The organism is Variovorax monticola, from assembly GCF_051216855.1.
In the GTDB taxonomy this organism is placed as follows: Bacteria; Pseudomonadota; Gammaproteobacteria; order Burkholderiales; family Burkholderiaceae_C; genus Variovorax.
In genome coordinates, this window is sequence record NZ_JBPJZP010000005.1 from 166,221 (window position 1) to 191,463 (window position 25,243).

The following is a 25,243-nucleotide window of genomic DNA, read 5'->3' on the forward strand; positions in this document are numbered from 1 at the left end:
CCGCATGGATCCGCTCTTCTTCAAGCTGGTGCGCGTGGTCAACCTCACGGCAAGGCCGTTCCACGAGCGCGTGGGCCGCGAGCACCAGCTCACGCTGAACGAGTGGCGCGCCATGGCCGCGCTGGCCGCGCAGCCCGGCCTCAACGCCACCCAGATCGCCGACCAGACCGGCCTCGACAAGATGGCCGTCAGCCGCGCGCTGGCCGGCCTGAAGCGCCACAAGCGCGTGCAGCGCCACGACGACCCGACCGACCAGCGCAGCCGTCGGCTCTACCTGACAGCGGCCGGCAAGGCGCTGCACGAAACGGTGAGTGCCCTGGGCCGCGCACGCGAAGCCGCGCTGTTCGCGGGCGTCGACGCCGACGAATTGGCCCGGCTGGACACAACGCTCGACAAGCTCATCGACGCCGTCCAGCGCACCAACTGACCAACGACACGGCCGCCCCTCCCCGCTCCTTCCAGAAACACCGAGGAACCGGCTTCGCCGGGCCTCAGGTGTTGCCCCCGGTAGGGGGATGGAGAAGCGACACGAAGTGCGCGGAGCCTGGGGGCGAGCTTTATGCCGCCTGGGGGCGAGCCTTATGCAGCGAAGCCGCCATCGATGTTCAGCCCGGCACCCGTCACGAACGCCGCTTCCGGGCTGGCCAGATAGGCCACCATGCCCGCGATCTCGTCGGCATGGCCGTGGCGCTCGATGGCCATGAAGCTGTGCATGGTCGCGGCCATCGGGCCGTCGGCCGGGTTCATGTCGGTGTCGACCGGGCCGGGCTGCACGTTGTTGACCGTGATGCCGCGCGGGCCCAGGTCGCGCGCCAGGCCCTGCACCAGGCCGGTGAGCGCCGACTTGCTCATGGCGTACACGCTGCCGCCGGCAAAGGGCATGCGCTCGGCGTTGGTGCTGCCGATGTTCACGATGCGCCCGCCCGCGCCCATGTGCGCCAGCGCGGCCTGGATGGCGACGAACACGGCGCGCACGTTGACGGCGATGGTGCGGTCGAAGTCGGCCAGGCTGAACTGGTCGACAGGGCCGAGGTGCAGCACGCCCGCGCTGTTGACCAGGATGTCGATGCGCCCGCCGAAATGCTTCGCGGCCTGGTCGATGCCGGCCTTGAGCGCGTCGGCGTCGGCGCTGTCGATCTTCAGCGCCAGCGCGCGGCCGCCTTCGGCCTCGATGGCGCGCGCCAGTTCGTCGGCGGGGGCCTGCGAGCTGGCGTAGCTGAAGGCCACGGCCGCGCCGTCGCGCGCCAGGCGGCGCACGATGGCCGCGCCGATGCCGCGCGAGCCGCCGGTGACGAAGGCGACCTTGCCGGCCAGGACGGGAGACGAAGAAGTAGAAGCGATGTTCGAGGTCATGATTTTTCCGATCGGTTGGAGGAAGAAGGCCTTCAGTGTCGGCATTCCATTCCCTTCGCGGTAGCCGTCAATCGGCGCAATCAACTTCAACTCGCAGTTGAAGATGCGCGGGAGAATGCACGCCATGGAACCGCTCAACCACCTCGAATCCTTCGTGCAGAGCGCCGAGGGCGGCAGCTTCTCGGCCGCGGCCCGGCGCCTGGGGCTGACGCCCGCCGCGGTCAGCAAGAACGTCGCGCGGCTCGAAACCCGGCTGGGCGTGCGGCTGTTCCAGCGCAGCACGCGCCGCCTGACGCTGACCGAGGGCGGCGAGCGGTTCCTGGCGCAGGTCGGCGGCGCGCTGGCCACGCTGCAGGAAGCCGTGGCCGGCATTGCCACCGACGACGGCCAGCCGGCCGGCACGCTGAAGGTGAGCATGGGCCAGGCCTTCGGGCGCGAGCATGTGTTGCCGATGCTGGGCGACTTTCTTGCGCGCTATCCGGGCATCGTGCCGGACTGGCACTTCGACAACCAGCAGGTCGACCTGGTGGGCGCGGGCTTCGACGCAGCGATCGGCGGGGGCATCGAGCTGCCGGCCGGACTGGTGGCGCGGGAGCTCTCGCGCATCCACGTGGTGGCGGTGGCGTCGCCCGCCTACATGCAGGGGCGCAAGCGGCCGCGGCACCCGTCGGAGCTGGCGTCGCTCGACACGCTGCTGCGCCGGTCCTCGCCCACGGGACGGGTGCGCAGCTGGACGCTGCGGCATGCCAAGGGCCAGGAGGCGACCGTCGAGCTGCCCCGCCCGCGCGCCATCTTCAACGACCCCGAAGCCATCGCGCATGCCGCGCTCATGGGGCTGGGCGTGGCGATGCTGCCGATGCCCTTCGTGGAGCGCGGGCTGCGCAGCGGCGAACTGGTGCGGCTGCTGCCCGAGTGGCACCAGGACGCGGGCGCGGTGTGGCTCTACTACCCGAGCAAGAAGCTGCTGCCGCCCAAGACGCGGGTGTTCATCGACTTCGTGCTGCAGCGCTTTCGCGACGAGCGCTTCGCGCAGCGGATGCAGGTGGGCTGACAGGCCGAACGGCCGACCCGCCGCGTCAAGGGGTTTTCACCCGCGACGCCCGCGGCGCGCCCCTGTACAAACGCGCGCATGACTTCTTTCTCATTCCAACCGAATCGCCGCACCGCGCTGGCCGCTTCCCTCGCAACCGCCCTCACCGTGATGGCCGCTCCTTCGTGGGCCCAGGCCACCTGGCCGACCAAGCCGGTGCGCATCGTCGTGCCGTTCGCGGCCGGCGGCACCACCGACATCCTCGCGCGCGCCATGGCGCCTGAGCTCTCCAAGGCCTTCGGCCAGCAGTTCATCGTGGACAACCGCGCGGGCGCCGGCGGCAACGTGGGCGCCGAGCTGGTGGCGCGCGCTCCCGCCGACGGCTACACGCTGCTGATGGGCACGGTGGGCACGCACGGCATCAACCGCGCGCTGTACCCCAAGCTGCCCTTCGACCCGATCAAGGACTTCGCGCCGATCACGCTGGTCGCCGCCGTGCCCAACGTGATGGAAATGAACGCCGAGAAGGCCAAGGCGCTGAACGTCCACAACGTGCAGGACTTCATCAAGTACGCCAAGGCCAACCCCGGCAAGCTGAACATGGCGTCCAGCGGCAGCGGCACCTCCATCCACCTGGCGGGCGAGCTGTTCAAGAGCATGACAGGCACCTTCATGGCGCACATTCCGTACAAGGGCTCGGGCCCGGCGCTGCTGGACATGGTGGGCGGCAACGCCGACGTGATGTATGACAACCTGCCCTCGTCGATGGCGCAGATCAAGGCCGGCAAGCTCACGGCGCTGGCCGTGACGAGCGCGCAGCGTTCGCCCGCGCTGCCGGACATTCCGACGGTGGCCGAGGTGGGCGGCCCGTCGCTCAAGGGCTACGAGGCGAGTTCGTGGTTCGGGCTGCTGGCACCGGCCGGCACCTCGCCCGACATCGTCAACCGCATCCAGCAGGAAGTGGCCAAGTCGCTGAGCACGCCGGCCATCAAGGAAAAGATGCTCGCGCAGGGCGCGCTGCCCAGCGGCAATTCACCCGCCGACTTCACCAAGCTCATTGCGAGCGAACACGTGAAGTGGGCGAAGGTCGTCAAAGACTCCGGCGCAAAGGTGGACTGACGCAGAAGCTCAGGTCTTCCAGGTCACGTCTTTCTTGTCGGCCAGGGAGTCCTTGAGCATGTGAAGCAGGGGGGCTGCACGCTGGTGCAGTCCGACATGCTGCCGCTCGGCATCGGCCGCATGGCCTTCGACGGCGTAGTCGTCGTGGTTGTGGGCATTGCCGCCCTCGCGGGCCAGCGCGGCCTCGAGCGCGGAGACGGCGCCGGGAATCTGCTCGACGGTGATGATGCCTTGCGGCGCGGCCGACTTGCCGACGATGTCGAGCAGTTGGCGCGCATGCACTTCGAGCATGACGAAATCAGCGGAAGCCCGGGACTGGAATCGATAGAGCATGGTGTTCCTCACTCACTTGTAGATGTAATCACGGGCGAAAGGGTACACCGACTGCGCGCCGCGCAAGACCTCTGCGCGCCCTACGTTGCCGTCAGGCTTTGTCGACAACATCTGATGCAACGAGATCCAGCCCTGCTCGAAACTCATGGCCGAACCCGCCAGGTACAGGCGGTAGGCGCGCAGCACGCGCTCGGCGTTCTCGGCCTGGCGCCCGCCGTTGCGCTGCAGCACCTCGAGCGCGGTGCCAAGCTGCGCCTCCAGCGCATCCGACCAGGCCCACAGCGTGCGCGCATAGTGCGGGCGCAGGCTTTCGGTGTCGACCATCTCCAGGCCCGCAGCCGCGGTGTCGCGCAGAACGTGCGTCACGTGCAGCAACTCACCGCCCGGGAAGATGTACTTCTCGATGAAGTCGCCCATGCCGGCGCCCAGCTGGCGGTAGTTGAGCTCGCCCGAGGTGATGCCGTGGTTGAGCACCAGCCCGCCCGGCTTGAGCAGCGCGTGGATCTTGCGGAAGTAGGTCGGCATGTTGGCCGCGCCCACGTGCTCGAACATGCCCACCGATGAAATCTTGTCGAAGGGCTGCGCGTCGGGCAGCTCGCGGTAGTCGCGCAGCTCCACGCGCACCCGGCCCTGCAGGCCCTTCTCCTCGATGAGCCGCTGCACGTAGGCATGCTGGTTCTTCGACAGCGTGATGCCGGTGGCGTCCACGCCGTAGTGCTCGGCCGCCCACAGCAGCAAGGCGCCCCAGCCCGAGCCGATGTCCAGGTAGCGCTCGCCCGGCTGCAGCATCAGCTTGCGGCAGATGTGGTCGAGCTTGGCTTCCTGGGCCTGCGCCAGCGTGAGCTCGGGCGTGCGGAAGTAGGCGCACGAATACACGCGGCGCGGGTCGAGCCACAGCGCATAGAAGTCGTCGGAAACGTCGTAGTGGAACTCGATCTGGGCCGCGTCCTTGCGCAGCGAGTGCGAGCCGCGCGACTTGGCGCGGTGCTGCAGGCGGCTCCACCAGCTGGTGTCGGTCTCGGCCGGGTTGCCCGGCAGCATGCCCACGGTGGCGTCGATCAGGTCGCGCATGGCGCCCTCGATCTGCACCTTGCCCTCGACGTAGGCCTCCCCGATGGCACCCACCTGGTGGGCGGCCAGCTTGGCAAGCACCTTCCACTCCTTGAAAGCCAGCGTGACGCGGGCCCCCGCCTGGGCAACGCGCCGGCCGTCCGGCAGTTCCAGGGCAATGGGAACAGGCAGCGAGGCCAGCTGCGACTCGATCTTCAGTATCAAGTTTTGCATGGGGGCCATGGTATTGATTTTTCACACTTCGTGCATGAGGCGCCCTGCCAGAGCGGCGCCGGTGCCCGCTGAGAAACTCCATTGACAGCCGATTGTTTATGTCTAAACTATTCAACCATGAACAGCCTCGACACGGTCAAACCCGCTCCCGCCTCGGACCTCCAACGCATCCTGTGCATCGGCGGCGGGCCTGCAGGCCTTTACTTCGCCCTGCTGATGAAGGCGCGCAACCCCGCGCTGCAGATCACCGTGCTGGAGCGCAACCGCCCCTTCGACACCTTCGGCTGGGGCGTGGTGCTGAGCGACCAGACGCTGGGCAACCTGCGCGCGGCCGACGGCCCCACCGCGGCGCTCATCGGCAACGAGTTCCACCACTGGGACGACATCCAGGTGTTCTTCAAGGGCGGCCAGGTGCGCTCGGGCGGCCACGGCTTCTGCGGCATCGGCCGCAAGCGGCTGCTCAACATCCTGCAGGAACGCTGCATCGAACTCGGCGTGGAACTGGTCTTCGAGACCGATGCCGCCGACGACCAGGCGGTTGCCAAAAAATACAACGCCGACCTCGTCATTGCCAGCGACGGCCTGAACAGCCGCATCCGCCAGCGCTACGCCGAGGTGTTCAAGCCCGACGTCGACCTGCGCGAGTGCCGCTTCGTGTGGCTGGGCACGCACCAGACCTTCGACGCCTTCACCTTCGCCTTCGAAGAGACCGAGCACGGCTGGTTCCAGGCGCACGCCTACCAGTTCGACGACAAGACCTCGACCTTCATCGTCGAGACGCCCGAGGCCGTGTGGAAGGCCCATGGCCTGGACCAGATGGAGCAGCCCGAGGCCGTGGCCTTCTGCGAGAAGCTGTTCGCCAGGTACCTGGGCGGCCACGCGCTCATCAGCAACGCCACGCACCTGCGCGGCTCGGCCAACTGGATCCGCTTTCCGCGCGTGGTGTGCGAGCGCTGGACGCACCGCATCGACGTCGAGGGCCGCTCGGTGCCCGTGGTGCTGATGGGCGACGCCGCGCACACGGCGCACTTCTCCATCGGCTCGGGCACCAAGCTCGCGCTGGAAGACGCGATCGACCTGGCCAACGAATTTGCGCAGGGCGGCACCGTCGACCATGTGCTCGAAGGCTATGAAGCGCGCCGCAGCGTCGAGGTGCTGAAGATCCAGAACGCCGCGCGCAACTCCACCGAGTGGTTCGAGAACGTGCCGCGCTACACCGGCATGCAGATCGAGCAGTTCGCCTATTCGCTGCTCACGCGCTCGCAGCGCATCAGCCACGAGAACCTGCGCGTGCGCGACACGCAATGGCTCGGCGGCTACGAGCAGTGGCTGGCCGGCGGCAAGGCAATGGCGCCGATGCTCATGCCCTACACCGTGCGCGGGCTCACGCTGAAGAACCGCATCCTGGTCTCGCCGATGGCCACCTACAGCGCGGTCGACGGCGTGCCGCAAGACTTCCTGCTGGTGCACCTGGGCGCGCGCGCGCTCGGCGGCGCGGCGATGGTGTTCGTCGAAATGACCAGCCCGACGCCCGAAGGCCGCATCACCCCGGCCTGCACGGGCCTGTACAACGACACGCAGCAGGCGGCGTTCAAGCGCATCGTCGATTTCGTGCACACGCAGTCGAGCGCGAAGATCGCGATGCAGCTCGGCCACAGCGGCCCCAAGGGCTCCACCCGCGTGGGCTGGGAAGGCACCGACGAGCCGCTCGAAAGCGGCAACTGGCCGGTGCTGGGTGCGAGTGCCGTGCCCTACGGTGAACAGAACCAGCTGCCCGCCGCGATCACGCGCGAGCAGATGGACACGCTGCGCGACCAGTTCGTCGATTCGACGCGCCGCACGCTGGAGGCCGGCTTCGACTGGCTCGAGCTGCACTGCGCGCACGGCTACCTGCTGTCGGCCTTCGTCAGCCCGCTGACCAACCTGCGCACGGACGAATACGGCGGCGACATCGAAGCGCGCTGCCGCTATCCGCTCGAGGTGTTCCGCGCCATGCGCGCTGTGTGGCCCGAAGACAAGCCCATGAGCGTGCGCATCTCCGCCCACGACTGGGCGCCCGGCGGCAACACCGACGCCGACGCGGTGGCGATCGCGCGCCTGTTCAAGCAAGCCGGCGCCGACTTCATCGACGTGTCGTCCGGCCAGACCACGCGCGAAGCCAAGCCGGTGTACGGCCGCATGTACCAGACGCCGTTCTCGGACCGCATCCGCAACGAGGTCGGCATCGCGACCATCGCGGTCGGCGCCATCACCGACGCCGACCAGGCCAACAGCATCATCGCGGCCGGCCGCGCCGACCTGTGCGCCGTGGCGCGCCCGCACCTGGCCGACCCGGCGTGGACGCTGCACGAAGCGGCCAAGCTGCAGAGCCGCCATGTCGACTGGCCGAAGCAGTACCTGAGCGGGCGCGACCAGATGTACCGCGAGATCGCCAAGCAACAGCAGATGGCCGCGGCCGCTGCATCGGCATCGGCTGCCGCCGCGAACAACGACGAGACGCACTGACATGGACCTCGAAGCGCGCGCGCACAGCGAACACCCAGAAGCGTTGCGCCTCTGGCTGCGGTTGCTCACCTGCACCCAGCTGATCGAGAAGCAGGTTCGCAACGAGCTGCGCTCGCAGTTCACCACCACGCTGCCGCGCTTCGACCTGATGTCGCAACTCGAGCGCTCGCCCGAGGGCCTGAAGATGAACGAGCTCTCGCGCCGCATGATGGTCACGGGCGGCAACGTCACGGGCATCACCGACCAGCTGGTGACCGAAGGCCTGGTGGAGCGCATCAACGTCGAGGGCGACCGACGCGCCTGGCGCGTGCGTCTCACGGCGCGCGGACGCAAGCTCTTCCACGAGATGGCGCAACAGCACGAAGACTGGATCGTCGGGGCCTTCTCCGGCCTCAGCACCAAGGAGATCGCGCAGCTGCACAAGCTGCTCGGCAAGGTCAAGCAACACTCACACAACCAATCGATGGCGGAGACCGAATGAAGCACTACATCGGCGCAGGCAATCCCATGCGCGCGCAATTCGAAGCCAAGGCCGGCTACAAGGCCGAGCACTTCGCATGGAGCTGCGAAGCGGGCGTCGGCACTGTCACGCTGAACCGCCCGGAGCGCAAGAACCCGCTGACCTTCGACTCGTACGCCGAACTGCGCGACCTGTTCCGCGCGCTGAACTACGCGACCGACGTGAAGGCCATCGTGGTCACCGGCGCGGGCGGCAACTTCTGCTCGGGCGGCGACGTGCACGAGATCATCGGCCCGCTCACCGGCATGCGCATGCCCGAGCTGCTCGAGTTCACGCGCATGACGGGCGACCTGGTGAAGGCGATTCGCGCCTGCCCGCAGCCCATCGTCGGCGCGATCGACGGTGTCTGCGCCGGTGCCGGCGCGATGATCGCGCTGGCCTGCGACCTGCGCTACGGCTCGCCTTTGACGCGCACGGCGTTTCTCTTCACCCGCGTGGGCCTGGCCGGCGCGGACATGGGTGCATGTGCGTTGCTGCCGCGCATGATCGGCCAAGGCCGCGCATCGGAACTGCTCTTCACCGGCCGCGCCATGACAGCGCAGGAAGGCCATGACTGGGGCTTCTTCAACGCACTGCACGAAAGCGATGCATTGCTGGCCGCCGCCACCAAGGTGGCGCGCGAGTTGGCCGAGGGCCCGAGCTTCGCGCACGGCATGACCAAGACCATGCTCGCGCAGGAATGGTCGATGACCATCGACCAGGCGATCGAATCCGAAGCGCAGGCGCAGGCCATCTGCATGCAGACCGAAGACTTCAAGCGCGCCTACGAAGCCTTCGCGGCCAAGCGCAAGCCGGTGTTCGGCGGAGACTGAAGTCATGATGACGAAGATTCCTGCACCGCCTTCGACGGCGCACCTTGCGCTGCCGTTCTTCGACGAAGCCCATCGCGCGCTCGCACGCGAACTGCTGCCCTGGTGCGCAGCGCAAGAGATCGACGAGCGCGACGATCGCGCGGCCTGCCGCGAGTGGGTGCGCCGACTCGGCGACGGCGGCTGGCTGCGCTACGCCGTGCCCGGCAGCGCGGGCGGCGCGCTGGAGCGCCTCGATTCACGCGCGCTCGTGCTGCTGCGCGAAACGCTGGGCTATCACTCGCCATTGGCCGACTTCGCATTTGCGATGCAGGGCCTGGGCAGCGGTGCGATCACGCTGGCGGGCACGCCTGAACAGCAGTTGCAGTACCTCACGGCTGTGGGCAAGGGCGACAGGATCGCGGCCTTTGCGCTCAGCGAACCCGATGCGGGTTCCGACGTGGCGGCAATGGCGATGCGCGCCGAGGCTACGGCCGACGGCTGGCTGCTGAACGGCCAGAAGACCTGGATCAGCAATGGCGGCATCGCCGACTTCTATTGCGTGTTCGCCAAGACCGATCCCACGGGCGGCACGCGCGGCATCACGGTGTTCATCGTCGACGCGACGACTCCGGGCCTGGACACCTCCGAGCACATCGACGTGATGGCGCCGCATCCGCTCGCAACGCTGCGCTTCGACAACTGCCTCGTGCCGCGCACGGCGCAACTCGGTGAGCTCAACGGCGGCTTCAAGCTGGCGATGCGCACGCTCGACATCTTCCGCGCGTCAGTGGCTGCGGCCGCGCTCGGCATGGGCCGCCGCGCACTGGCGGAAGCCATCTCGCATGCGAAGAACCGGCGCATGTTCGGCCAGACGCTCGCGGACTTCCAGCTCACGCAAGCCAAGCTCGGCGAGATGGCCGCGCTGATCGACAGTGCCGCACTGCTCACCTACCGCGCCGCATGGATGCGCGACGACGCGGAACAGCGCGGTGCGCCCGCGGTCGGCGACGTGTCCGCTGCGGCCGCCATGGCCAAGATGTGCGCCACCGAGAACGCGAGCCGCGTGATCGACATGGCCCTGCAGATGCACGGCGGCCTGGGCGTGAAAGTTGGCACGAAGATTGAAAGCCTCTACCGCGACATCCGTTCGCTGCGCATCTACGAAGGTGCGACGGAAGTCCAACAACTGATCATTGGCAAATCCGTTCTGCGGGGATAAATACCGTGTCTGCCCAAGTCGACCGTTTCGTTCACGACCGCCTGCCGCCCGCCGGGCAGCTGCCCGTCTTTCGCTATGAGCTGCCCGAGCTCCAGCTGCCCGACCAGCTGAACCTGGTCGAGGAACTGCTCGACAAGGCCGCGGCGAAAGGCTTCGGCGACAAGCCGATGCTGCGCTCACCTGCGGGGACGCTGACGTACGCGCAAGCGGCCGTCGAGGTCAACCGCATCGCGCAGGTGCTGACCGAAGACCTCGGCCTGGTGCCGGGCAACCGCGTGCTGCTGCGCGGCGGCAATTCGGTGGCGATGGCGCTGTCGTGGCTGGCGGTGGTGAAGGCCGGCCTCATCGCCGTGGCCACGATGCCCTTGCTGCGTGCGAAGGAGCTGGGCGAGATCATCGACAAGGCACAGCCCGTGGCCGCGCTGTGCGACGGGAGGCTGCTCGACGAACTCGTGATCGCACAGCGCGAGTACCCGGTGCTCGCCACGGTGATCGCGTTCAACAAGCCCGACGCACCGGACTCTCTCTCTGCACGCGCAGCCACGAAGAGCGGCGTGTTCAAGGCCTGCCCCACGGCATCGGACGACATCGCGCTGCTCGCATTCACATCGGGCACCACGGGCAAGCCGAAGGCGCCCGTCACCACGCACCGCGACGTGCTCGTGATGTGCGAGACATGGCCGCGCCACGTGCTGCACGCGCGCAGCGACGACATCGTCATCGGCTCGCCACCGCTGGCCTTCACCTTCGGGCTCGGCGGGCTGCTGGTGTTTCCGATGTGGGCCGGTGCTTCCATCTACTTCGCCGATGCGCCGTTCACGCCCGAAGGGCTGGTAAAGCTCATCAACGAGGTCGGTGCGACCATCTGCTACACCGCGCCCACGTTCTATCGCCAGATGGCGCCGTTCGTGAAGCAGAACGGCATGCCGGGCCTGCGCATCAGCGTCAGTGCGGGCGAAGCGTTGCCCGACGCCACGCGCCAGCTGTGGAAGGAAGCCTCGGGCATCGAGATGCTCGACGGCATCGGCGGCACGGAGGTGTTCCACATCTACATCTCGGCCGCCGGCACCGACGTGCGCCGCGGCGCGGTCGGCAAGGCGGTGCCCGGCTTCACCGCGAAGGTGGTGGACAACGCGGGCAACGAGGTGCCGCGCGGCACCGTCGGCAAGCTCGCGCTGCAAGGCCCCGTGGGCTGCCGCTATCTAGACGATCCGCGCCAGGCCGACTACGTGAAGAACGGCTGGAACTACCCTGGCGACTCGTTCGTGCAGGACGACGACGGCTATTTCTTCTACCAGGCGCGCGCCGACGACATGATCATCACGGCCGGCTACAACGTAGGAGGCCCGGAGGTCGAAGACGCCCTGCTCAAGCACCCGGCCGTGGCCGAGTGCGGCGTGATCGGCAAGCCCGATGCCGACCGCGGCATGATCGTGAAGGCGTTCTGCGTGCTCAAGCCCGGCCAGCAAGGCGATGCGGCCCTGGTGAAGGCGCTGCAGGACCATGTCAAGGCGACGATCGCGCCGTTCAAATACCCGCGGGAGATCGAGTTCGTGACGGTGCTTCCGCGCACCGAGACCGGCAAGCTCCAGCGATTCAAACTGAGACAACTCAACACCACACCATGATCAACAAACTCCTGCAGCCCGAAGGCTGGTTGCCTCCCAAGGGCTATGCGAACGGCATCGCCGCGCGCGGCACGATGCTGTTCGTCGGCGGCCAGATCGGCTGGAACGCGCAGCAGCAGTTCGAGTCGGACGACTTCATCGAACAGTGCGGGCTGGCACTGCGCAATATCGTCGAGGTGCTGCGCGCGGGTGGCGCCGGCCCCGAGCACATGGTGCGCATGACCTGGTACGTGACGGACCGCGACGAATACAGCCGCCGGCTCTCCGAACTCGGCCCGGTCTATCGCGACGCGATGGGCCGCAACTTCCCGGCCATGACCTGCGTGCAGGTGGCCGCGCTGGTCGAGCACCGCGCGAAGGTCGAGATCGAGGTGACGGCGGTCGTTCCGGACTGATGCCGTTCCCGCGCAGCGCCATCGTGGCTTACACGATGGCGTGCGCAAAGCGCTTGCGGTACTCCGCGGGCGTGATGCCGAGCTGGCGCTGGAACGCTCGGCGCAGCGTGTCGGCATCGGCAAAGCCGCACAGCGACGCCACCTGCTTGGGTGCGGCGTCCCCGGCTTCCAGCAGGCGGCGAGCGGCGGCCACGCGAATGTCTTCCACCCAAGCCGCAGGCGTGAGCCCTACTTCCTGCTTGAACAGCCGCGCGAAATGGCGCTCGCTGAGGCCCATGCGCGCGGCGAGATTCGCGACGCCGTGGTCCATGGCCGGGTTCGCCACGATCCAGCGCTGAACTTCCTGCAAGGCCGAACGCCCCGTGGGTGCGGCTTCGCCCTTGCGGCTGAACTGCATCTGGCCGCCGGGGCGCTTGAAGAACATCACGAGCTGCGCGGCGACTTTCATCGCGATCTCGCGACCCAGGTCTTCTTCCACCAGAGCGAGCGCGAGGTCGAGGCCCGCGGTCACGCCGGCGGCGGTGCGCACGCGGCCGTCGCGCACATGGATGGCGTCCGCATCGACGGTGACCGAGGGGAAATCCAGCGCGAGTCGATCGGCCACCGCCCAGTGCGTGGTCACGCGGCGGCCGTTCAGCAAGCCGGCCTGCGCCAGCACGAAGGCACCGCTGCAGACGGAGCCGAAGCGGCGCACTTCGGGTGTGCGCTGGCGCAGCCATGCGGTCACGTCGAGGTCGAACACGGTGCTGGCCGCATGCGGTGTGCCAGCCACGAGCAGCGTGTGGATGGGCTCGTTCATCTCGTCGCCTATCACCGCGTCGGGCATCAGCCGCACGCCGGACGAACTGCGAATGGCGCCGCGCCGGCTCGCGACGACCCGCATGCGATAGGCCTCCGCACGGGCTTGTACGTTGGCTTCGGCGAATACATCGAGCGGGCCCGACACGTCCAGCAGCTGGACGCCAGGCATGGCGAGGATCGCGATGGTCTTGGCGCTGCGTGCGATGTCGGTGTCTCCTTCGGTCGTGGAATGTCTGGATTCGCCGCTTCATGGCGGTTCAGGACACTCTATCCGAACCCTAGAGTCATGCTCACACTCACAGGAGAATCCACATGGCTTTGACGACGACAGACATCGAAGGGGCGCGCATCCCCGACAGCAAGCTTGCACAGGAGATCACCGAACTGGTCCGGGACACGGCACCGCCGCTGCTGTTCCACCACTCGAGCCGGGTCTACTACTTCGGCGCGTTGGCAGGCAAACGCCGCGGGCTCACGTTCGATCCGGAGCTGCTGTACGCGGGCGCGATGTTCCATGACATGGGCCTGCTGAAAAAGCACAGCAGCGCGCACGAGCGCTTCGAGGTCGACGGCGCGAACGTGGCGCGGGACTTTCTGCGGGCACATGGGATCTCGCAACAGGACATCGACCTGGTGTGGACGGCGATCGCGCTGCATACGACGCCAGGGATTCCGCAGCACATGCATCCGGTGGTGGCGCTGGTCACGGCCGGTGTCGAGATGGACGTGCTGGGGCTGACCTACAAGGAGTTCAGCGAGGCCGAGCGCACGCGGATCGTGCATGCGCATCCGCGCACCGAAAACTTCAAGGAAGACATCATCCAGGCCTTCTATGAAGGCATCCGACACAAGCCGCAGAGCACGTTCGGCAACGTCAAGGCCGACGTGATCGCGGACAAGGAGCCGCACTTTCACCGGGGCAACTTCTGCAGCGTGATCCGCTGCTCGGCCTGGCACGGTTGAACTGCATCTTCAGAAATTCTGGAAACAAAAAAGCCCTCATTGCGAGGGCTTTTTCAATTCGTTTACCAGGCCAAGAAAAAAGGCCCTTTGAAATTCAAAGGGCCTTTTAAATTGGTTGCGCGAGCAAGATTTGAACTTGCGACCTTTGGGTTATGAGCCCAACGAGCTACCAGGCTGCTCCATCGCGCGGCAAGTATAAATTATAGCTTATTCAGCAGCGTTTTGCTCAGCTGCGTCTTCTTTAATTTCAGCACGGTCGACCAGTTCGACGAGCGCCATCGGAGCGTTGTCGCCCACGCGGAAACCCATCTTCAGAATGCGGGTGTAGCCGCCCGGACGCGCGGCGAAACGCGGGCCGAGTTCGCCGAAGAGCTTGACGACGCTGTCGCGGCTGCGCAGGCGGTCGAAAGCCAGGCGCTTGTTGGCCAGCGTCGGCTTCTTGGCGAGCGTGATCATCGGTTCGATGACGCGGCGCAGTTCCTTGGCCTTGGGGACCGTGGTCTTGATGACTTCGTGCTCGATGAGCGAATTCATCATGTTCTGCAGCATCGCAAGACGGTGCGAGCTGGTGCGGTTGAGTTTGCGGAGTCCGTGACCGTGACGCATGGTGCTTTTCCTTTACTTTATAAAAACAGGCAGCCGTGTCAGGTACTGCCCGGTGCACTGGCCCTTTTCTGGGCCAACCTTCAAAAATTCAAATCAACGCTTGTCGAGGCCGGCCGGCGGCCAGCTTTCGAGCTTCATACCCAGGGTCAGGCCGCGCGAAGCGAGGACTTCCTTGATTTCGTTGAGCGACTTGCGACCCAGGTTAGGCGTCTTGAGCAGCTCGTTCTCGGTGCGCTGGATCAGGTCACCGATGTAGTAGATGTTTTCGGCCTTCAGGCAGTTGGCCGAACGCACCGTCAGTTCGAGTTCGTCGACAGGGCGCAGCAGGATCGGATCGAATTGCTGTGCGCTGCGCGGTGCGGGTGCGTCGAATGCAGCGAGTTCGCCGCCTTCGAGCTGCGCAAACACGGCGAGCTGCTCGACCAGGATTTTAGCCGATGCGCGCACGGCGTCTTCGGCGGTGATCGCACCGTTGGTTTCGATCTCGACAAGCAGCTTGTCCAGGTCGGTACGCTGTTCGACGCGGGCGCTTTCGACCGTGTAGCTCACGCGCTTCACGGGCGAGAACGACGCGTCGAGAACGATGCGGCCGATCGACTTGGTCGGCTCGTCCGCATAGCGGCGCATCGTGCCGGGCACGTAGCCGCGACCCTTTTCAACCTTGATCTGCATGTCGAGCTTGCCGCCTTGCGACAGGTGCGCGATCACGTGGTCGGGGTTGATGATCTCGACGTCGTGCGGGGTCTGGATGTCCGAGGCCAGGACCGGGCCTTCGCCGTCCTTGCGCAGGCTCAGCGTGACTTCGTCACGGTTGTGGAGCTTGAACACCACGCCCTTGAGGTTCAGAAGGATGTTGACGACATCTTCCTGCACGCCGTCGATCGACGAGTACTCATGCAGAACGCCAGCGATCGTGACTTCGGTGGCCGAGTAGCCCACCATGGACGACAGCAGAACGCGACGCAGCGCGTTGCCGAGCGTGTGGCCATAGCCGCGCTCGAAAGGTTCGAGCGTGACCTTGGCCTTGTTCGGCGCAAGTTGCTCGACCTGAATGGTCTTGGGTTTCAGCAGGGTGGTTTGCATGCAGACTTCCTCTCAATACCCCCGGCTCGTTACACCGGTAAGGCTGGTGAAGCACCTGACCCGCAGCGGAGTGCGGGGCAGGAACGTGAACAACAATAACAATCTCCCGCACGCGCCGAAGGGCGGATGCGGGAAGAAAAAATCAACGCGAATAGAGTTCGACGATCAGCGATTCGTTGATGTCGGCTGCGAATTCGTCGCGATCGGGCACCTTCTTGAACGTGCCTTCGGCCTTGTCGGCGTTCACATCGACCCATGCCGGAATGCCGACTTGCTGGGCGAGCTGGAGCGCTTCGACGATGCGGTTCTGCTTCTTCGACTTGTCGCGCACGGCGATCACGTCGCCGGTCTTGACCAGGTACGACGGGATGTTGACCGACTGACCGTTCACCGTGATCGCCTTGTGCGACACGAGTTGACGCGCCTCAGCGCGGGTCGAGCCGAAGCCCATGCGGTAGACGACGTTGTCCAGGCGCGACTCGAGGATGAAAAGCAGGTTGGCGCCGGTGTTGCCGCGGCGACGGTCGGCTTCTTCGAAGTAGCGGCGGAACTGCTTTTCCAGCACGCCGTACATGCGCTTGACCTTCTGCTTTTCACGCAGTTGCAGACCGTAGTCGGAAGTGCGCTGACCCGAGGTGCGACCGTGCTGGCCGGGCTTGGAGTCGAACTTGGCCTTGTCCTGGATCGAACGGCGGGCGCTCTTCAGGAACAGGTCGGTGCCTTCACGGCGGGAAAGTTTGGCCTTGGGGCCGAGGTAACGTGCCACGATTCTTCCTTTGTGTATCTGCCGCAGTTGCCTGCGGGAGCCACCTGCGAGACGCGGGTGGCGGTGGGCTTAGATAAAAAACAAATGCGCAGCCGCTATTCAAAGCCGGCTGCGCCTTGCAGACTGACGCTCAGATGCGGCGACGCTTCTGGGGACGGCAGCCGTTGTGCGGAACGGGCGTCACATCGGCAATGGAATTGATCCGGATGCCGAGCGCAGCCAGTGCGCGCACCGACGATTCGCGACCGGGGCCGGGGCCCTTGATCTCGACGTCGAGGTTCTTGATACCTTGTTCGACAGCAGCACGGCCGGCAACTTCGGAAGCCACCTGCGCAGCGAACGGAGTCGACTTGCGCGAGCCCTTGAAGCCCTGGCCACCCGACGAAGCCCACGACAGGGCGTTGCCCTGGCGATCGGTGATCGTGATGATGGTGTTGTTGAACGAGGCATGCACGTGGGCGATACCGTCCGCAACGTTCTTGCGAACCTTCTTGCGAACGCGCTGTGCGGCGTTGTTTGCAGGTGCTTTAGCCATGCTGGTCTATCCTTATTTCTTCAGGGACTGCGCAGCCTTGCGCGGACCCTTGCGAGTGCGGGCATTGGTGCGCGTGCGCTGGCCGCGCATCGGCAGGCCGCGACGGTGACGGAAGCCGCGATAGCAACCGATGTCCATCAAACGCTTGATGTTCATCGTCGTTTCGCGACGCAGATCGCCTTCGATGGTGAAGAGAGCGATCTGATCGCGGATCTTCTCGAGATCACCGTCGGTCAGATCCTTGATCTTCTTCGAATATTCGATGCCGCTCGCTTCGCAGATTTGACGGGCGCGGGTGCGACCGATACCGAAAATGGCGGTCAGGCCGATTTCAGCGTGCTTGTGCGGCGGGATGTTGATGCCAGCAATACGTGCCATGTGCGTCCTCTAATACTCTTCAATCAACCCTGGCGCTGCTTGTGGCGCGGGTCGGTGCAAATCACACGCACCACACCTTTACGGCGGATGACCTTGCAATTACGGCAGATGGTTTTGACCGAAGCCGAAACTCTCATTTCATTCTCCTAAAACTGTTTAACGTGGCGGTCTACCGCCCGGACTCAATACTGAAAAACACAGCCCTACGATGTCTTGAAGTTAGCCTTCTTCAGCAGCGATTCGTACTGCTGGGACATCATGTAGTTTTGCACCTGGGCCATGAAGTCCATCGTGACGACCACGATGATCAGCAGGGAGGTACCACCGAAGTAGAACGGCACGTTGTACTTCAGGATCAGGAACTCTGGCAGCAGGCAGACGAAGGTGATGTACACCGCGCCGGCCAACGTCAGGCGAACCAGAATCTTGTCGATATAGCGAGCGGTCTGGTCACCCGGGCGAATGCCTGGAATGAACGCACCACTCTTCTTCAGGTTGTCGGCCGTTTCCTTGCTGTTGAACACGAGTGCCGTGTAGAAGAAGCAGAAGAAAACGATCGCAGCGGCGTACAGCAGCACATAGATCGGTTCACCCGGACGCAGCGCGCCAGCGATGTCCTTGATCCAGCGGAAACCACCTTCACCGGTGCTGAACCAGCCAACCACCGTTGCCGGCAGCAGGATGATCGACGAAGCGAAGATCGGCGGGATCACGCCAGCCATGTTCAGCTTCAGCGGCAGGTGCGAAGACTGGCCGCCGTAGACCTTGTTGCCCACCTGTCGCCGCGCATAGTTCACGAGGATCTTGCGCTGACCGCGTTCCACGAACACCACGAAGTAGGTGACCAGCACCACGACCGCGATGATGAAGAGCGCGATGATGGGATTCATCGCGCCGGTCGTCACCAGCGAGGCCAGGCCGCCAATGGCGTTGGGCAAACCAGCTGCGATACCTGCAAAGATCAGGATCGAAATGCCGTTGCCCAGGCCACGTTCGGTGATCTGTTCGCCGAGCCACATCAGGAACATCGAACCGGCCGTCAGGCTCACCATGGCAGTCAGGCGGAAGCCGAAGCCAGGTGCGATGACCAGGCCGGCCGACGACTCGAGCGCCACCGAGATGCTGAACGACTGGAACAGTGCCAGACCCAACGCGCCGTAACGCGTGTACTGCGTGATCTTGCGGCGACCAGCCTCGCCTTCCTTCTTCAATTGCTCGAAGGTAGGAATCACGTAGGTCATCAACTGCATGATGATCGACGCCGAGATGTACGGCATGATCCCCAACGCGAACACGGTGAAACGCGACAGCGCCCCGCCCGAGAACATGTTGAACAGGCTCAGAATGCCGCCCTGCTGGCCCTGGAACAACGCTGCCAGCTGGTCCGGGTTGATACCCGGCACAGGAATGTGAGCGCCGACCCGGTAGACCACGAGCGCGAGCAGCAAAAACACGAGCCGACGACGAAGGTCGCCGAACTTGCCTGTTTTTGCGATCGTTGCCGCGTTAGTTGCCACGAAGAGCTTCTTTCAGTCCGAGGGTGATCAGGCGAAGCTACCGCCGGCTGCTTCGATAGCAGCCTTGGCGCCAGCCGTTGCACCCACGCCCGTCAGCTTGACGGCCTTGGTGAGTTCACCGGTCTTGATGATCTTGACGACCTTGGCGAGCTGGCCCACGAGGCCGGCTTGCTTCAGCGCCAGGACGTCCACTTCGGCCAGGCCGAGCTGCTCGAGAGCAGTCAGCGTGACTTCGGCGTTGAACTTCAGCAGGTGCGACTTGAAGCCACGCTTGGGCAGGCGACGCTGCAGAGGCATTTGACCGCCTTCGAAGCCCACCTTGTGGAAACCGCCTGCACGCGACTTCTGGCCCTTGTGACCGCGACCTGCGGTCTTGCCGATGCCAGAGCCGATACCACGGCCAACGCGACGCTTGGCGTGCTTGGCGCCGGCTGCCGGCTTGATGCCATTGAGTTCCATATCAGTCTCTCTTACAGAACTTTGACCAGATAACTGATCTTGTTGATCATGCCGCGCACCGCCGGGGTGTCTTGCAGCTCGCTCACGCTGTTGAGCTTGCGCAGGCCGAGGCCACGCACGGTCGCGCGATGCGATTCCTTGGTGCCAATCGGGCTTTTGACCAATTGCACCTTGAGGGTTTGTTGTTGCGTCGTCATTTGAATGCTTCTTTCAGGCTTGCGCTCAAGCGAAGATTTCTTCGACGGTCAGGCCACGCTTGGCAGCCACAGCGGACGCGGTCGTCGAGTTCTTCAAACCGTCGAGCGTGGCGCGAACCATGTTGTAGGGGTTCGACGAACCATGGCTCTTGGCCACGATGTCGGTGATGCCCATGACTTCGAACACGGCGCGCATCGGGCCGCCGGCGATGATGCCGGTACCCTTCGGGGCGGGGATCATGACGACCGAAGCGGCGCCGTGATGACCCGTCACGCGGTGATGCAGCGTGCCGTTCTTGATCGAGATCTTGGCCAGGTTGCGACGGGCTTCTTCCATTGCCTTCTGCACGGCAGCAGGCACTTCCTTCGACTTGCCCTTGCCCATGCCGACGCGGCCTTCGCCGTCACCGACCACGGTGAGTGCTGCGAAACCGAGGATACGACCACCCTTCACCACCTTGGTGACGCGGTTGATCGCGATCATCTTCTCGCGCAAACCGTCTTCAGGGCCTTCGTTCTGCGTTCTTGCTTGAATCTTTGCCATTTTGAATCTCGTGTCCGGTTAGAACTGCAGACCGGCTTCGCGGGCGGCCTCGGCCAGCGCCTTGACGCGGCCGTGGTATGCGAAACCAGCGCGGTCGAAAGCGACCTTCTCGACGCCTGCAGCCTTCGCCTTTTCAGCGATGCGCTTGCCGACTGCGGTGGCTGCGGCGGCATTGCCGCCCTTGCCCGAGCCGCCGAGCGAGGTACGCACTTCGGCTTCTGCCGTCGATGCGGTTGCAATCACCTTGGTGCCGTCGTCGGAGATGACGGTTGCATAGATGTGCAGGTTGGTGCGGTTCACCGTGAGACGGGCCACGCCCTGAGTCGCGATGCGAATGCGGGTCTGGCGCGAGCGGCGAAGACGCTGTGCTTTTTTGGTCAACATCATTTTGCTGCCCCTTACTTCTTCTTGGTCTCTTTGATCACGATCTTCTCGTCCGAATAACGGATGCCCTTGCCCTTGTAAGGCTCAGGCGGACGAACAGCGCGGATCTCAGCGGCGATTTGACCAACGCGCTGACGGTCAGCACCCTTGATCACGATTTCGGTCGGGGTCGCAGTGGCCACCGTGATGCCTTGCGGCATTTCGATGTTGACCGGGTGCGAGTACCCGACTTGCAGGTTCAACTTGTTGTTGGAGGCTGCAGCCTTGTAGCCGACGCCGACCAAGTTGAGCTTCTTCTCGAAGCCCTTGGTCACGCCAACCACCATGTTGTTCACCAGCTGACGGATCGTGCCGCTCATCGCATTCGCTTCACGCGATTCGTTGGCGGGCTCGAAGCTCAGCTTGCCGTCATTGCTGACGACCTTGACCAGTGCATTGCGATGCAGGACGAGCGAACCGCCCGTGCCCTTCACGCTGATCTGGTCTTCCTTGATCGACACATCCACGCCTGCGGGGATGGTGATCGGCATTTTTCCTACTCGGGACATTTCAGTAACTCCTCGATGTCTCGGTTAGGCGACGTAGCACAGAACTTCGCCGCCGACACCGGTGGCGCGAGCCTTGCGGTCGGTCATCACACCCTGGGGGGTCGTGACGATCGCAACGCCGAGGCCGTTCTGGACTTGCGGAATGGCTGCACTGGCCTTGTAGACGCGCAGGCCGGGGCGGCTCACGCGCTCGATACGTTCGATGACCGGACGGCCAGCGTAGTACTTCAGCGTGATGACGAGTTCGGACTTGCCTGCATCGGTCTTCACTTCGAAGCCGTCGATGTAGCCTTCGTCCTTCAGGACTTGTGCAATCGCGGCCTTCACCTTGGAAGACGGGATCGACACAGTGGGCTTCGCCACCATCTGCGCGTTACGGATACGCGTCAGCAGGTCGGCAATGGGATCACTCATGCTCATGTTTTATGCTCCTGCCTGGCTTACCAGCTGGCCTTGGTGACACCGGGGATGTCGCCAGCGAAAGCCAGTTCACGGATCTTGGCGCGAGCCAGACCGAATTGACGGAAGGTGCCGCGCGGACGACCGGTGATCGCGCAACGGTTGCGTTGGCGGGTCGGGTTCGCGTTGCGCGGAAGCTTTTGCAGGCCCAGGCGGGCAGCTGCGCGTTCTTCGTCGCTCTTCTTCAGGTCGTTGGAAGCCGCCTTCAGTTCAGCGTGCTTCGCAGCGAACTTGGCAACCAGCTTGTCGCGCTTGAGTTCGCGCTGGATCAAAGATTGTTTAGCCACAGTTCGCCTCAGTTCTTGAACGGGAAACGGAAACCAGCCAGAAGCGCCTTGGCTTCTTCGTCGGTCTTGGCCGTCGTCGTGATGCTGATATTGAGACCGCGCAAGGCATCGACCTTGTCGTACTCGATCTCAGGGAAAATGATCTGTTCCTTGACGCCGATGTTGTAGTTGCCACGGCCGTCGAACGCACGGCCGGAGATGCCGCGGAAGTCGCGAACACGCGGCAGCGCGATGGTCACGAAACGGTCCAGGAACTCATACATCTGCACGCCACGCAGCGTGACCATGCAGCCGATGGGTTGGTTTTCGCGGATCTTGAAACCGGCGATGGCCTTCTTCGACTTGGTGACCACGGGCTTCTGGCCAGCGATCTTGGTCAGGTCGGCGACAGCGTTGTCGAGAACCTTCTTGTCGGCGACTGCTTCACCCACACCCATGTTGAGCGTGATCTTGGTGAGGCGGGGAACCTGCATCGGCGACTTGTAGCCGAACTTTTCAGTCAGGTCTTTCGCGATCTTTTCGCGATACTGTTGTTGGAGACGTGCCATGTGAGTACCTCTTAGGCGATCTTGATTTCGTCGCCGCTCGACTTGAAGACACGAACAGCCAAGCGCTTGCCGTCAGCACCCTCGGTGACCTTGATGCCCACGCGATCGGCCTTGCCGGTCGCAGCATTGAAGATCGCCACGTTGGATTGATGAATGGGCATGGACTTTTCGACGATGCCACCGGTCGTTCCCTTGAGCGGGTTCGGCTTGGTGTGCTTCTTGACGACGTTCAGGCCATCGATGAGGATGTACGAGTCGTCCTTGCGGAGCGACACGGTGCCGCGCTTACCCTTGTCACGACCGGCCAACACGATGACCTGGTCGCCTTTGCGAATCTTGTTCATGGCGTTGTGTCCTTAGAGAACTTCGGGTGCCAGCGACACGATCTTCATGAACTTCTCGGTGCGCAGCTCGCGCGTGACCGGTCCGAAGATGCGGGTGCCGATGGGCTCCAGCTTGGCGTTGAGCAACACTGCAGCGTTGCCGTCGAACTTGACGAGCGAGCCGTCGGCACGACGGATGCCCTTGGCGGTGCGAACCACCACTGCGCTGTAGATCTCGCCTTTTTTGACGCGACCACGCGGAGCGGCTTCCTTGATGCTTACCTTGATGACGTCGCCCACGCTGGCATAACGCCGCTTGGAGCCACCGAGCACCTTGATACACAGGACGGATTTCGCGCCCGTGTTGTCGGCCACTTCGAGCCGGGATTCAGTTTGGATCATGTCTTGATATTCCCAACTTGTACCGATGAGCCTCCAGGAGGGAGACACCGCGGTCAGTCTTGGTCCCGTCGTCCACACCCCGAACCACTCGGGGCGCTTCCGCTTTGGGCTGAAAGCTTCGCCTTTTAGAAGCGAAGCCCTCGATTGTTGCACGCACTCAGGGCGATGTCAACAACCCCATTACAGCATTTCGCACTGGCACTAGACTTCGAGGCGTGCGCACCCTCGACAACCCCCCTTCGAATTCGCCCTCGTCGCCCTTGCGGCGGCGCTTGGTAGCGGGCGCAGCCGGCCTGCTGTCGCTGAGCCTGGCCGCCTGCCGAAGCGCCACGCCGGCGTCCGGCGCAGGCCTGGGCCGGCTGCGCCTCATCGCCGAAGCCCGATGGCCGCACCGCCTGCATATAGAGGGCACCACGGCAGGCGGCCTTTCGGGCATCGACTACGACCCGATCCGTGACGAGTACCTGCTGATCAGCGACGACCGGGCGGACCTCGCCCCCGTGCGCTGCTACACAGCCCGCTGGCCCCAGCCGCTGCAGACGCAGCCTGAGCCCACCGGCGTGGTTCTGCTGCAACGCCCCGGCGGCGGCCCCTGGCCGAACCGGCGCCACGCGGTCGACGGGCTCCCCGTGCCCGACCCGGAAGCCCTGCGCCTGCGGCCTGCGACCAACACCCTGCTCTGGACCAGCGAGGGCGACGTCGCCCGCGGCTTCGGCCCCGCGCTGTACGAGTCGGCCCGCGACGGCCGCTTCCTGCGCGAGTTCCCGATGCCGGCGATGTTCCAGCCCGACCCGGTGCAGCGCCGCGGCCCGCGCGACAACCTTACTTTCGAGGGCGTCACCCTCACGCCCGACGGCCGTTTCGCCTGGCTGGGCATGGAAAACGCGCTGATCCAGGACGGCCCCGAGCCCACCGTCGGCGCGCCCGGCGGCCCCTGCCGCTTGACCCGCATCGACCTGCAGACCGGCCAAGCCGACCGCCAGATCGCCTATGTGCCGGACGCCATCCCGCTGCGCCCGCTGGTGCCCGGCAGCTACGCCGACAACGGCGTGAGCGAGATCCTGATGCTCGACGCCGACCGCATGCTGGTGCTGGAGCGCGCCTACGCCACCGGCACGGGCAACTCGCTGCGCCTGTACGAGATCGACACCCGTGCGGCCAGCGACGTGCTCGCCGTCGACACGCTCGCGCCCGGCAATCACCGCCCCGCGTCCAAGACCCTGGTGGCCGACTTCGCCACGCTCGGCCTGTCCCGGCTCGACAACACCGAAGGCATGTGCTGGGGACCGCCGCTGCCCGACGGCCAGCGCGTGCTGGTGGTCGTGAGCGACGACAATTTCAACCCGCTCCAAGTGACCCAGTTCGCCGCCTTCGCCTACACAGACCGCACCGACCGACCATGACCATCGCCGTCACCTTCCTTCCCCGCACCGGCCCCGTGCCGCTTCCGCCGCTGCCGCCCGTGGCCTTCATCGGCGGCGGCAATATGGCGAGCGCCATCATCGGCGGCCTGGTCCAGCAAGGCACCCCGGCGGACGCGTTCGAGGTGGTCGAGCCGTTCGAGGAGGCCCGAGCGAAGCTCGCCCAGTCCTTCGGCATCACGGCGCAGGCCGAGGCCGGCGAGGCCCTGTCACGCTGCGGCGTGGTGGTCTGGGCGGTCAAGCCCCAGACCTTCGCGGACGCGGCCCGCCCGGTGCGCGCGCTCGCGACCGACGCCCTGCACCTGAGCGTGGCGGCGGGCATTCCGTCGGACAGCATCGCCCGCTGGCTGGGCACCGAGCGCGTGGTGCGCGCCATGCCCAACACGCCCGCGCTCGTGGGCAAGGGCATGACGGGCCTGTATGCCCGCCCCGGCGCCGAAAGCGCCGACCGAGCGACGGTCGGGCAGCTGCTGGCGCCCACCGGCGAGCTGATCTGGGTCGATGCCGAATCGGCGCTGGACGCCGTCACCGCCCTGTCCGGCTCGGGCCCGGCCTACGTGTTCTATTTCATCGAGGCGATGACCGAAGCGGGTGTCGAGATGGGCCTCACGCCCGAACAGGCGCAGCAGCTGGCCATCGGCACCTTCACCGGCGCCTCGGCGCTGGCGCACAGCGCGACCGAGCCGCCGTCGGTGCTGCGCGAGCGCGTCACCTCCAAGGGCGGCACGACCTATGCCGCCATTACTTCGCTGCAGCAGGCCGACGTGAAGGCGCAGTTCAAGACCGCGATCCGCGCGGCGCAGAAGCGCGCCGCCGAACTGGGCGAGGAATTCGGCCGCAGCTGA

General features: G+C 65.2%; 33 protein-coding genes and 1 tRNA gene. 12 read left to right on the forward strand and 22 right to left on the reverse strand.

Features of this window, described 5'->3' with window-relative positions; genetic code table 11:
* Positions 1-4 precede the first annotated feature (4 nt).
* Positions 5-427 carry a MarR family winged helix-turn-helix transcriptional regulator gene (locus ACSFA5_RS18530; protein WP_435445518.1) on the forward strand — a complete coding sequence of 141 codons (423 nt, stop codon included), beginning with the start codon at positions 5-7 and terminating at the stop codon, positions 425-427.
* A gap of 152 nt (positions 428-579) precedes the next feature.
* On the opposite strand, the gene ACSFA5_RS18535 is transcribed toward ACSFA5_RS18530, so the two are convergent.
* Complete coding sequence (locus tag ACSFA5_RS18535; protein ID WP_435445519.1) at positions 580-1,353, reverse strand: SDR family oxidoreductase; 774 nt, start codon at positions 1,351-1,353, stop codon at positions 580-582.
* A gap of 124 nt (positions 1,354-1,477) precedes the next feature.
* Here ACSFA5_RS18535 and ACSFA5_RS18540 point away from each other — a divergent pair, with 124 nt between their 5' ends.
* Both ACSFA5_RS18540 and ACSFA5_RS18545 read left to right on the forward strand, forming a co-directional pair.
* On the forward strand, positions 1,478-2,404 hold the full coding sequence (locus tag ACSFA5_RS18540) for a LysR family transcriptional regulator (RefSeq protein WP_435445520.1): 927 nt from the start codon (positions 1,478-1,480) through the stop codon (positions 2,402-2,404).
* Between the two features lie 78 nt (positions 2,405-2,482).
* A complete protein-coding gene (locus tag ACSFA5_RS18545; protein ID WP_435445521.1) occupies positions 2,483-3,502 on the forward strand; it encodes a Bug family tripartite tricarboxylate transporter substrate binding protein in 1,020 nt (339 codons plus the stop codon).
* Between the two features lie 9 nt (positions 3,503-3,511).
* Here ACSFA5_RS18545 and ACSFA5_RS18550 read toward each other — a convergent pair whose 3' ends face one another.
* Complete coding sequence (locus ACSFA5_RS18550; protein WP_435445522.1) at positions 3,512-3,835, reverse strand: DUF1840 domain-containing protein; 324 nt, start codon at positions 3,833-3,835, stop codon at positions 3,512-3,514.
* Positions 3,836-3,847: 12 nt separating this feature from the next.
* Complete coding sequence (locus ACSFA5_RS18555; RefSeq protein ID WP_435445523.1) at positions 3,848-5,119, reverse strand: class I SAM-dependent methyltransferase; 1,272 nt, start codon at positions 5,117-5,119, stop codon at positions 3,848-3,850.
* A gap of 117 nt (positions 5,120-5,236) precedes the next feature.
* Between ACSFA5_RS18555 and ACSFA5_RS18560 the strand changes: the two genes are divergently transcribed.
* From ACSFA5_RS18560 to ACSFA5_RS18585, 6 genes are read left to right on the forward strand one after another with little or no spacing between them, the layout of a single operon-like run.
* On the forward strand, positions 5,237-7,624 hold the full coding sequence (locus ACSFA5_RS18560; protein ID WP_435445524.1) for a bifunctional salicylyl-CoA 5-hydroxylase/oxidoreductase: 2,388 nt from the start codon (positions 5,237-5,239) through the stop codon (positions 7,622-7,624).
* Between the two features lies 1 nt (position 7,625).
* On the forward strand, positions 7,626-8,105 hold the full coding sequence (locus ACSFA5_RS18565) for a MarR family winged helix-turn-helix transcriptional regulator (protein WP_435445525.1): 480 nt from the start codon (positions 7,626-7,628) through the stop codon (positions 8,103-8,105).
* The gene (locus ACSFA5_RS18570; protein WP_435445526.1) at positions 8,102-8,956 is read left to right on the forward strand and encodes an enoyl-CoA hydratase family protein; all 855 of its coding nucleotides are present in this window, start codon (positions 8,102-8,104) and stop codon (positions 8,954-8,956) included. The genes ACSFA5_RS18565 and ACSFA5_RS18570 overlap by 4 nt, the downstream gene beginning before the upstream one ends.
* A gap of 4 nt (positions 8,957-8,960) precedes the next feature.
* On the forward strand, positions 8,961-10,154 hold the full coding sequence (locus tag ACSFA5_RS18575) for an acyl-CoA dehydrogenase family protein (protein ID WP_435445527.1): 1,194 nt from the start codon (positions 8,961-8,963) through the stop codon (positions 10,152-10,154).
* Between the two features lie 5 nt (positions 10,155-10,159).
* On the forward strand, positions 10,160-11,782 hold the full coding sequence (locus ACSFA5_RS18580) for an AMP-binding protein (protein ID WP_435445528.1): 1,623 nt from the start codon (positions 10,160-10,162) through the stop codon (positions 11,780-11,782).
* On the forward strand, positions 11,779-12,177 hold the full coding sequence (locus ACSFA5_RS18585) for a RidA family protein (protein ID WP_435437511.1): 399 nt from the start codon (positions 11,779-11,781) through the stop codon (positions 12,175-12,177). The genes ACSFA5_RS18580 and ACSFA5_RS18585 overlap by 4 nt, the downstream gene beginning before the upstream one ends.
* Before the next feature lie 28 nt (positions 12,178-12,205).
* On the opposite strand, the gene ACSFA5_RS18590 is transcribed toward ACSFA5_RS18585, so the two are convergent.
* A complete protein-coding gene (locus ACSFA5_RS18590) occupies positions 12,206-13,183 on the reverse strand; it encodes a GlxA family transcriptional regulator (protein ID WP_435445961.1) in 978 nt (325 codons plus the stop codon).
* 107 nt (positions 13,184-13,290) lie between these two features.
* Between ACSFA5_RS18590 and ACSFA5_RS18595 the strand changes: the two genes are divergently transcribed.
* Positions 13,291-13,941 (forward strand): HD domain-containing protein, encoded by a 651-nt coding sequence (locus ACSFA5_RS18595; protein WP_435445529.1) that lies wholly within the window; start codon positions 13,291-13,293, stop codon positions 13,939-13,941.
* Between the two features lie 112 nt (positions 13,942-14,053).
* On the opposite strand, the gene ACSFA5_RS18600 is transcribed toward ACSFA5_RS18595, so the two are convergent.
* The 18 genes from ACSFA5_RS18600 to rplN form a co-directional block, all read right to left on the reverse strand.
* Positions 14,054-14,130 (reverse strand) — tRNA-Met (locus ACSFA5_RS18600).
* A gap of 18 nt (positions 14,131-14,148) precedes the next feature.
* The gene (gene rplQ, locus ACSFA5_RS18605) at positions 14,149-14,547 is read right to left on the reverse strand and encodes a 50S ribosomal protein L17 (RefSeq protein WP_108138730.1); all 399 of its coding nucleotides are present in this window, start codon (positions 14,545-14,547) and stop codon (positions 14,149-14,151) included.
* A 93-nt stretch (positions 14,548-14,640) separates the two neighbouring features.
* Entirely contained in the window at positions 14,641-15,630 is a 990-nt protein-coding gene (locus ACSFA5_RS18610) for a DNA-directed RNA polymerase subunit alpha (protein ID WP_093059385.1), read from the reverse strand.
* Positions 15,631-15,772: 142 nt separating this feature from the next.
* The gene (rpsD, locus tag ACSFA5_RS18615; RefSeq protein WP_009124826.1) at positions 15,773-16,396 is read right to left on the reverse strand and encodes a 30S ribosomal protein S4; all 624 of its coding nucleotides are present in this window, start codon (positions 16,394-16,396) and stop codon (positions 15,773-15,775) included.
* 130 nt (positions 16,397-16,526) lie between these two features.
* On the reverse strand, positions 16,527-16,931 hold the full coding sequence (gene rpsK, locus ACSFA5_RS18620) for a 30S ribosomal protein S11 (protein WP_009124825.1): 405 nt from the start codon (positions 16,929-16,931) through the stop codon (positions 16,527-16,529).
* Between the two features lie 12 nt (positions 16,932-16,943).
* Positions 16,944-17,309, reverse strand: a complete 366-nt coding sequence (rpsM, locus tag ACSFA5_RS18625) for a 30S ribosomal protein S13 (RefSeq protein WP_093243005.1) — start codon at positions 17,307-17,309, stop codon at positions 16,944-16,946.
* 23 nt (positions 17,310-17,332) lie between these two features.
* On the reverse strand, positions 17,333-17,446 hold the full coding sequence (rpmJ, locus tag ACSFA5_RS18630) for a 50S ribosomal protein L36 (RefSeq protein WP_013544106.1): 114 nt from the start codon (positions 17,444-17,446) through the stop codon (positions 17,333-17,335).
* A 66-nt stretch (positions 17,447-17,512) separates the two neighbouring features.
* Positions 17,513-18,826: a preprotein translocase subunit SecY gene (gene secY / locus ACSFA5_RS18635; protein ID WP_435437510.1), complete on the reverse strand. Its 1,314-nt coding sequence runs from the start codon at positions 18,824-18,826 to the stop codon at positions 17,513-17,515.
* 27 nt (positions 18,827-18,853) lie between these two features.
* A complete protein-coding gene (gene rplO / locus ACSFA5_RS18640; RefSeq protein ID WP_101491466.1) occupies positions 18,854-19,285 on the reverse strand; it encodes a 50S ribosomal protein L15 in 432 nt (143 codons plus the stop codon).
* A gap of 11 nt (positions 19,286-19,296) precedes the next feature.
* A complete protein-coding gene (gene rpmD / locus ACSFA5_RS18645; RefSeq protein WP_009124818.1) occupies positions 19,297-19,482 on the reverse strand; it encodes a 50S ribosomal protein L30 in 186 nt (61 codons plus the stop codon).
* A 25-nt stretch (positions 19,483-19,507) separates the two neighbouring features.
* Positions 19,508-20,026, reverse strand: coding sequence for a 30S ribosomal protein S5 (gene rpsE, locus ACSFA5_RS18650; RefSeq protein WP_013544109.1), 519 nt, complete (start codon positions 20,024-20,026; stop codon positions 19,508-19,510).
* Between the two features lie 18 nt (positions 20,027-20,044).
* Positions 20,045-20,410 (reverse strand): 50S ribosomal protein L18, encoded by a 366-nt coding sequence (rplR, locus tag ACSFA5_RS18655; protein WP_042672913.1) that lies wholly within the window; start codon positions 20,408-20,410, stop codon positions 20,045-20,047.
* A 14-nt stretch (positions 20,411-20,424) separates the two neighbouring features.
* Positions 20,425-20,958: a 50S ribosomal protein L6 gene (gene rplF, locus ACSFA5_RS18660; protein WP_435437508.1), complete on the reverse strand. Its 534-nt coding sequence runs from the start codon at positions 20,956-20,958 to the stop codon at positions 20,425-20,427.
* 24 nt (positions 20,959-20,982) lie between these two features.
* Positions 20,983-21,378 (reverse strand): 30S ribosomal protein S8, encoded by a 396-nt coding sequence (gene rpsH / locus ACSFA5_RS18665; RefSeq protein WP_056516708.1) that lies wholly within the window; start codon positions 21,376-21,378, stop codon positions 20,983-20,985.
* Between the two features lie 20 nt (positions 21,379-21,398).
* Entirely contained in the window at positions 21,399-21,704 is a 306-nt protein-coding gene (gene rpsN, locus ACSFA5_RS18670; RefSeq protein WP_093436359.1) for a 30S ribosomal protein S14, read from the reverse strand.
* An 8-nt stretch (positions 21,705-21,712) separates the two neighbouring features.
* Positions 21,713-22,252: a 50S ribosomal protein L5 gene (gene rplE, locus ACSFA5_RS18675; RefSeq protein WP_187112767.1), complete on the reverse strand. Its 540-nt coding sequence runs from the start codon at positions 22,250-22,252 to the stop codon at positions 21,713-21,715.
* A gap of 11 nt (positions 22,253-22,263) precedes the next feature.
* Positions 22,264-22,596, reverse strand: a complete 333-nt coding sequence (rplX, locus tag ACSFA5_RS18680; RefSeq protein ID WP_435445530.1) for a 50S ribosomal protein L24 — start codon at positions 22,594-22,596, stop codon at positions 22,264-22,266.
* Positions 22,597-22,608: 12 nt separating this feature from the next.
* Positions 22,609-22,977, reverse strand: a complete 369-nt coding sequence (gene rplN / locus ACSFA5_RS18685; protein WP_009124801.1) for a 50S ribosomal protein L14 — start codon at positions 22,975-22,977, stop codon at positions 22,609-22,611.
* A 215-nt stretch (positions 22,978-23,192) separates the two neighbouring features.
* On the opposite strand from rplN, the gene ACSFA5_RS18690 reads away from it, so the two are divergent.
* Both ACSFA5_RS18690 and proC read left to right on the forward strand, forming a co-directional pair.
* A complete protein-coding gene (locus tag ACSFA5_RS18690; RefSeq protein ID WP_435445531.1) occupies positions 23,193-24,380 on the forward strand; it encodes an esterase-like activity of phytase family protein in 1,188 nt (395 codons plus the stop codon).
* Positions 24,377-25,243 (forward strand): pyrroline-5-carboxylate reductase, encoded by an 867-nt coding sequence (gene proC, locus ACSFA5_RS18695; RefSeq protein WP_435445532.1) that lies wholly within the window; start codon positions 24,377-24,379, stop codon positions 25,241-25,243. The genes ACSFA5_RS18690 and proC overlap by 4 nt, the downstream gene beginning before the upstream one ends.

Coding starts and splice junctions, on each gene's coding strand:
- ACSFA5_RS18530 (WP_435445518.1), top strand. CDS start 5: ATGGATCCGCTCTTCTTCAAGCTGGTGCGCGTGGTCAACCTCACGGCA.
- ACSFA5_RS18535 (WP_435445519.1), bottom strand. CDS start 1,353: ATGACCTCGAACATCGCTTCTACTTCTTCGTCTCCCGTCCTGGCCGGC.
- ACSFA5_RS18540 (WP_435445520.1), top strand. CDS start 1,478: ATGGAACCGCTCAACCACCTCGAATCCTTCGTGCAGAGCGCCGAGGGC.
- ACSFA5_RS18545 (WP_435445521.1), top strand. CDS start 2,483: ATGACTTCTTTCTCATTCCAACCGAATCGCCGCACCGCGCTGGCCGCT.
- ACSFA5_RS18550 (WP_435445522.1), bottom strand. CDS start 3,835: ATGCTCTATCGATTCCAGTCCCGGGCTTCCGCTGATTTCGTCATGCTC.
- ACSFA5_RS18555 (WP_435445523.1), bottom strand. CDS start 5,119: ATGCAAAACTTGATACTGAAGATCGAGTCGCAGCTGGCCTCGCTGCCT.
- ACSFA5_RS18560 (WP_435445524.1), top strand. CDS start 5,237: ATGAACAGCCTCGACACGGTCAAACCCGCTCCCGCCTCGGACCTCCAA.
- ACSFA5_RS18565 (WP_435445525.1), top strand. CDS start 7,626: ATGGACCTCGAAGCGCGCGCGCACAGCGAACACCCAGAAGCGTTGCGC.
- ACSFA5_RS18570 (WP_435445526.1), top strand. CDS start 8,102: ATGAAGCACTACATCGGCGCAGGCAATCCCATGCGCGCGCAATTCGAA.
- ACSFA5_RS18575 (WP_435445527.1), top strand. CDS start 8,961: ATGATGACGAAGATTCCTGCACCGCCTTCGACGGCGCACCTTGCGCTG.
- ACSFA5_RS18585 (WP_435437511.1), top strand. CDS start 11,779: ATGATCAACAAACTCCTGCAGCCCGAAGGCTGGTTGCCTCCCAAGGGC.
- ACSFA5_RS18595 (WP_435445529.1), top strand. CDS start 13,291: ATGGCTTTGACGACGACAGACATCGAAGGGGCGCGCATCCCCGACAGC.
- rplQ (WP_108138730.1), bottom strand. CDS start 14,547: ATGCGTCACGGTCACGGACTCCGCAAACTCAACCGCACCAGCTCGCAC.
- ACSFA5_RS18610 (WP_093059385.1), bottom strand. CDS start 15,630: ATGCAAACCACCCTGCTGAAACCCAAGACCATTCAGGTCGAGCAACTT.
- rpsK (WP_009124825.1), bottom strand. CDS start 16,931: ATGGCTAAAGCACCTGCAAACAACGCCGCACAGCGCGTTCGCAAGAAG.
- rpsM (WP_093243005.1), bottom strand. CDS start 17,309: ATGGCACGTATTGCTGGCATCAACATCCCGCCGCACAAGCACGCTGAA.
- rpmJ (WP_013544106.1), bottom strand. CDS start 17,446: ATGAGAGTTTCGGCTTCGGTCAAAACCATCTGCCGTAATTGCAAGGTC.
- rplO (WP_101491466.1), bottom strand. CDS start 19,285: ATGGAACTCAATGGCATCAAGCCGGCAGCCGGCGCCAAGCACGCCAAG.
- rpmD (WP_009124818.1), bottom strand. CDS start 19,482: ATGACGACGCAACAACAAACCCTCAAGGTGCAATTGGTCAAAAGCCCG.
- rpsE (WP_013544109.1), bottom strand. CDS start 20,026: ATGGCAAAGATTCAAGCAAGAACGCAGAACGAAGGCCCTGAAGACGGT.
- rplR (WP_042672913.1), bottom strand. CDS start 20,410: ATGTTGACCAAAAAAGCACAGCGTCTTCGCCGCTCGCGCCAGACCCGC.
- rplF (WP_435437508.1), bottom strand. CDS start 20,958: ATGTCCCGAGTAGGAAAAATGCCGATCACCATCCCCGCAGGCGTGGAT.
- rpsH (WP_056516708.1), bottom strand. CDS start 21,378: ATGAGCATGAGTGATCCCATTGCCGACCTGCTGACGCGTATCCGTAAC.
- rplE (WP_187112767.1), bottom strand. CDS start 22,252: ATGGCACGTCTCCAACAACAGTATCGCGAAAAGATCGCGAAAGACCTG.
- rplX (WP_435445530.1), bottom strand. CDS start 22,596: ATGAACAAGATTCGCAAAGGCGACCAGGTCATCGTGTTGGCCGGTCGT.
- rplN (WP_009124801.1), bottom strand. CDS start 22,977: ATGATCCAAACTGAATCCCGGCTCGAAGTGGCCGACAACACGGGCGCG.
- proC (WP_435445532.1), top strand. CDS start 24,377: ATGACCATCGCCGTCACCTTCCTTCCCCGCACCGGCCCCGTGCCGCTT.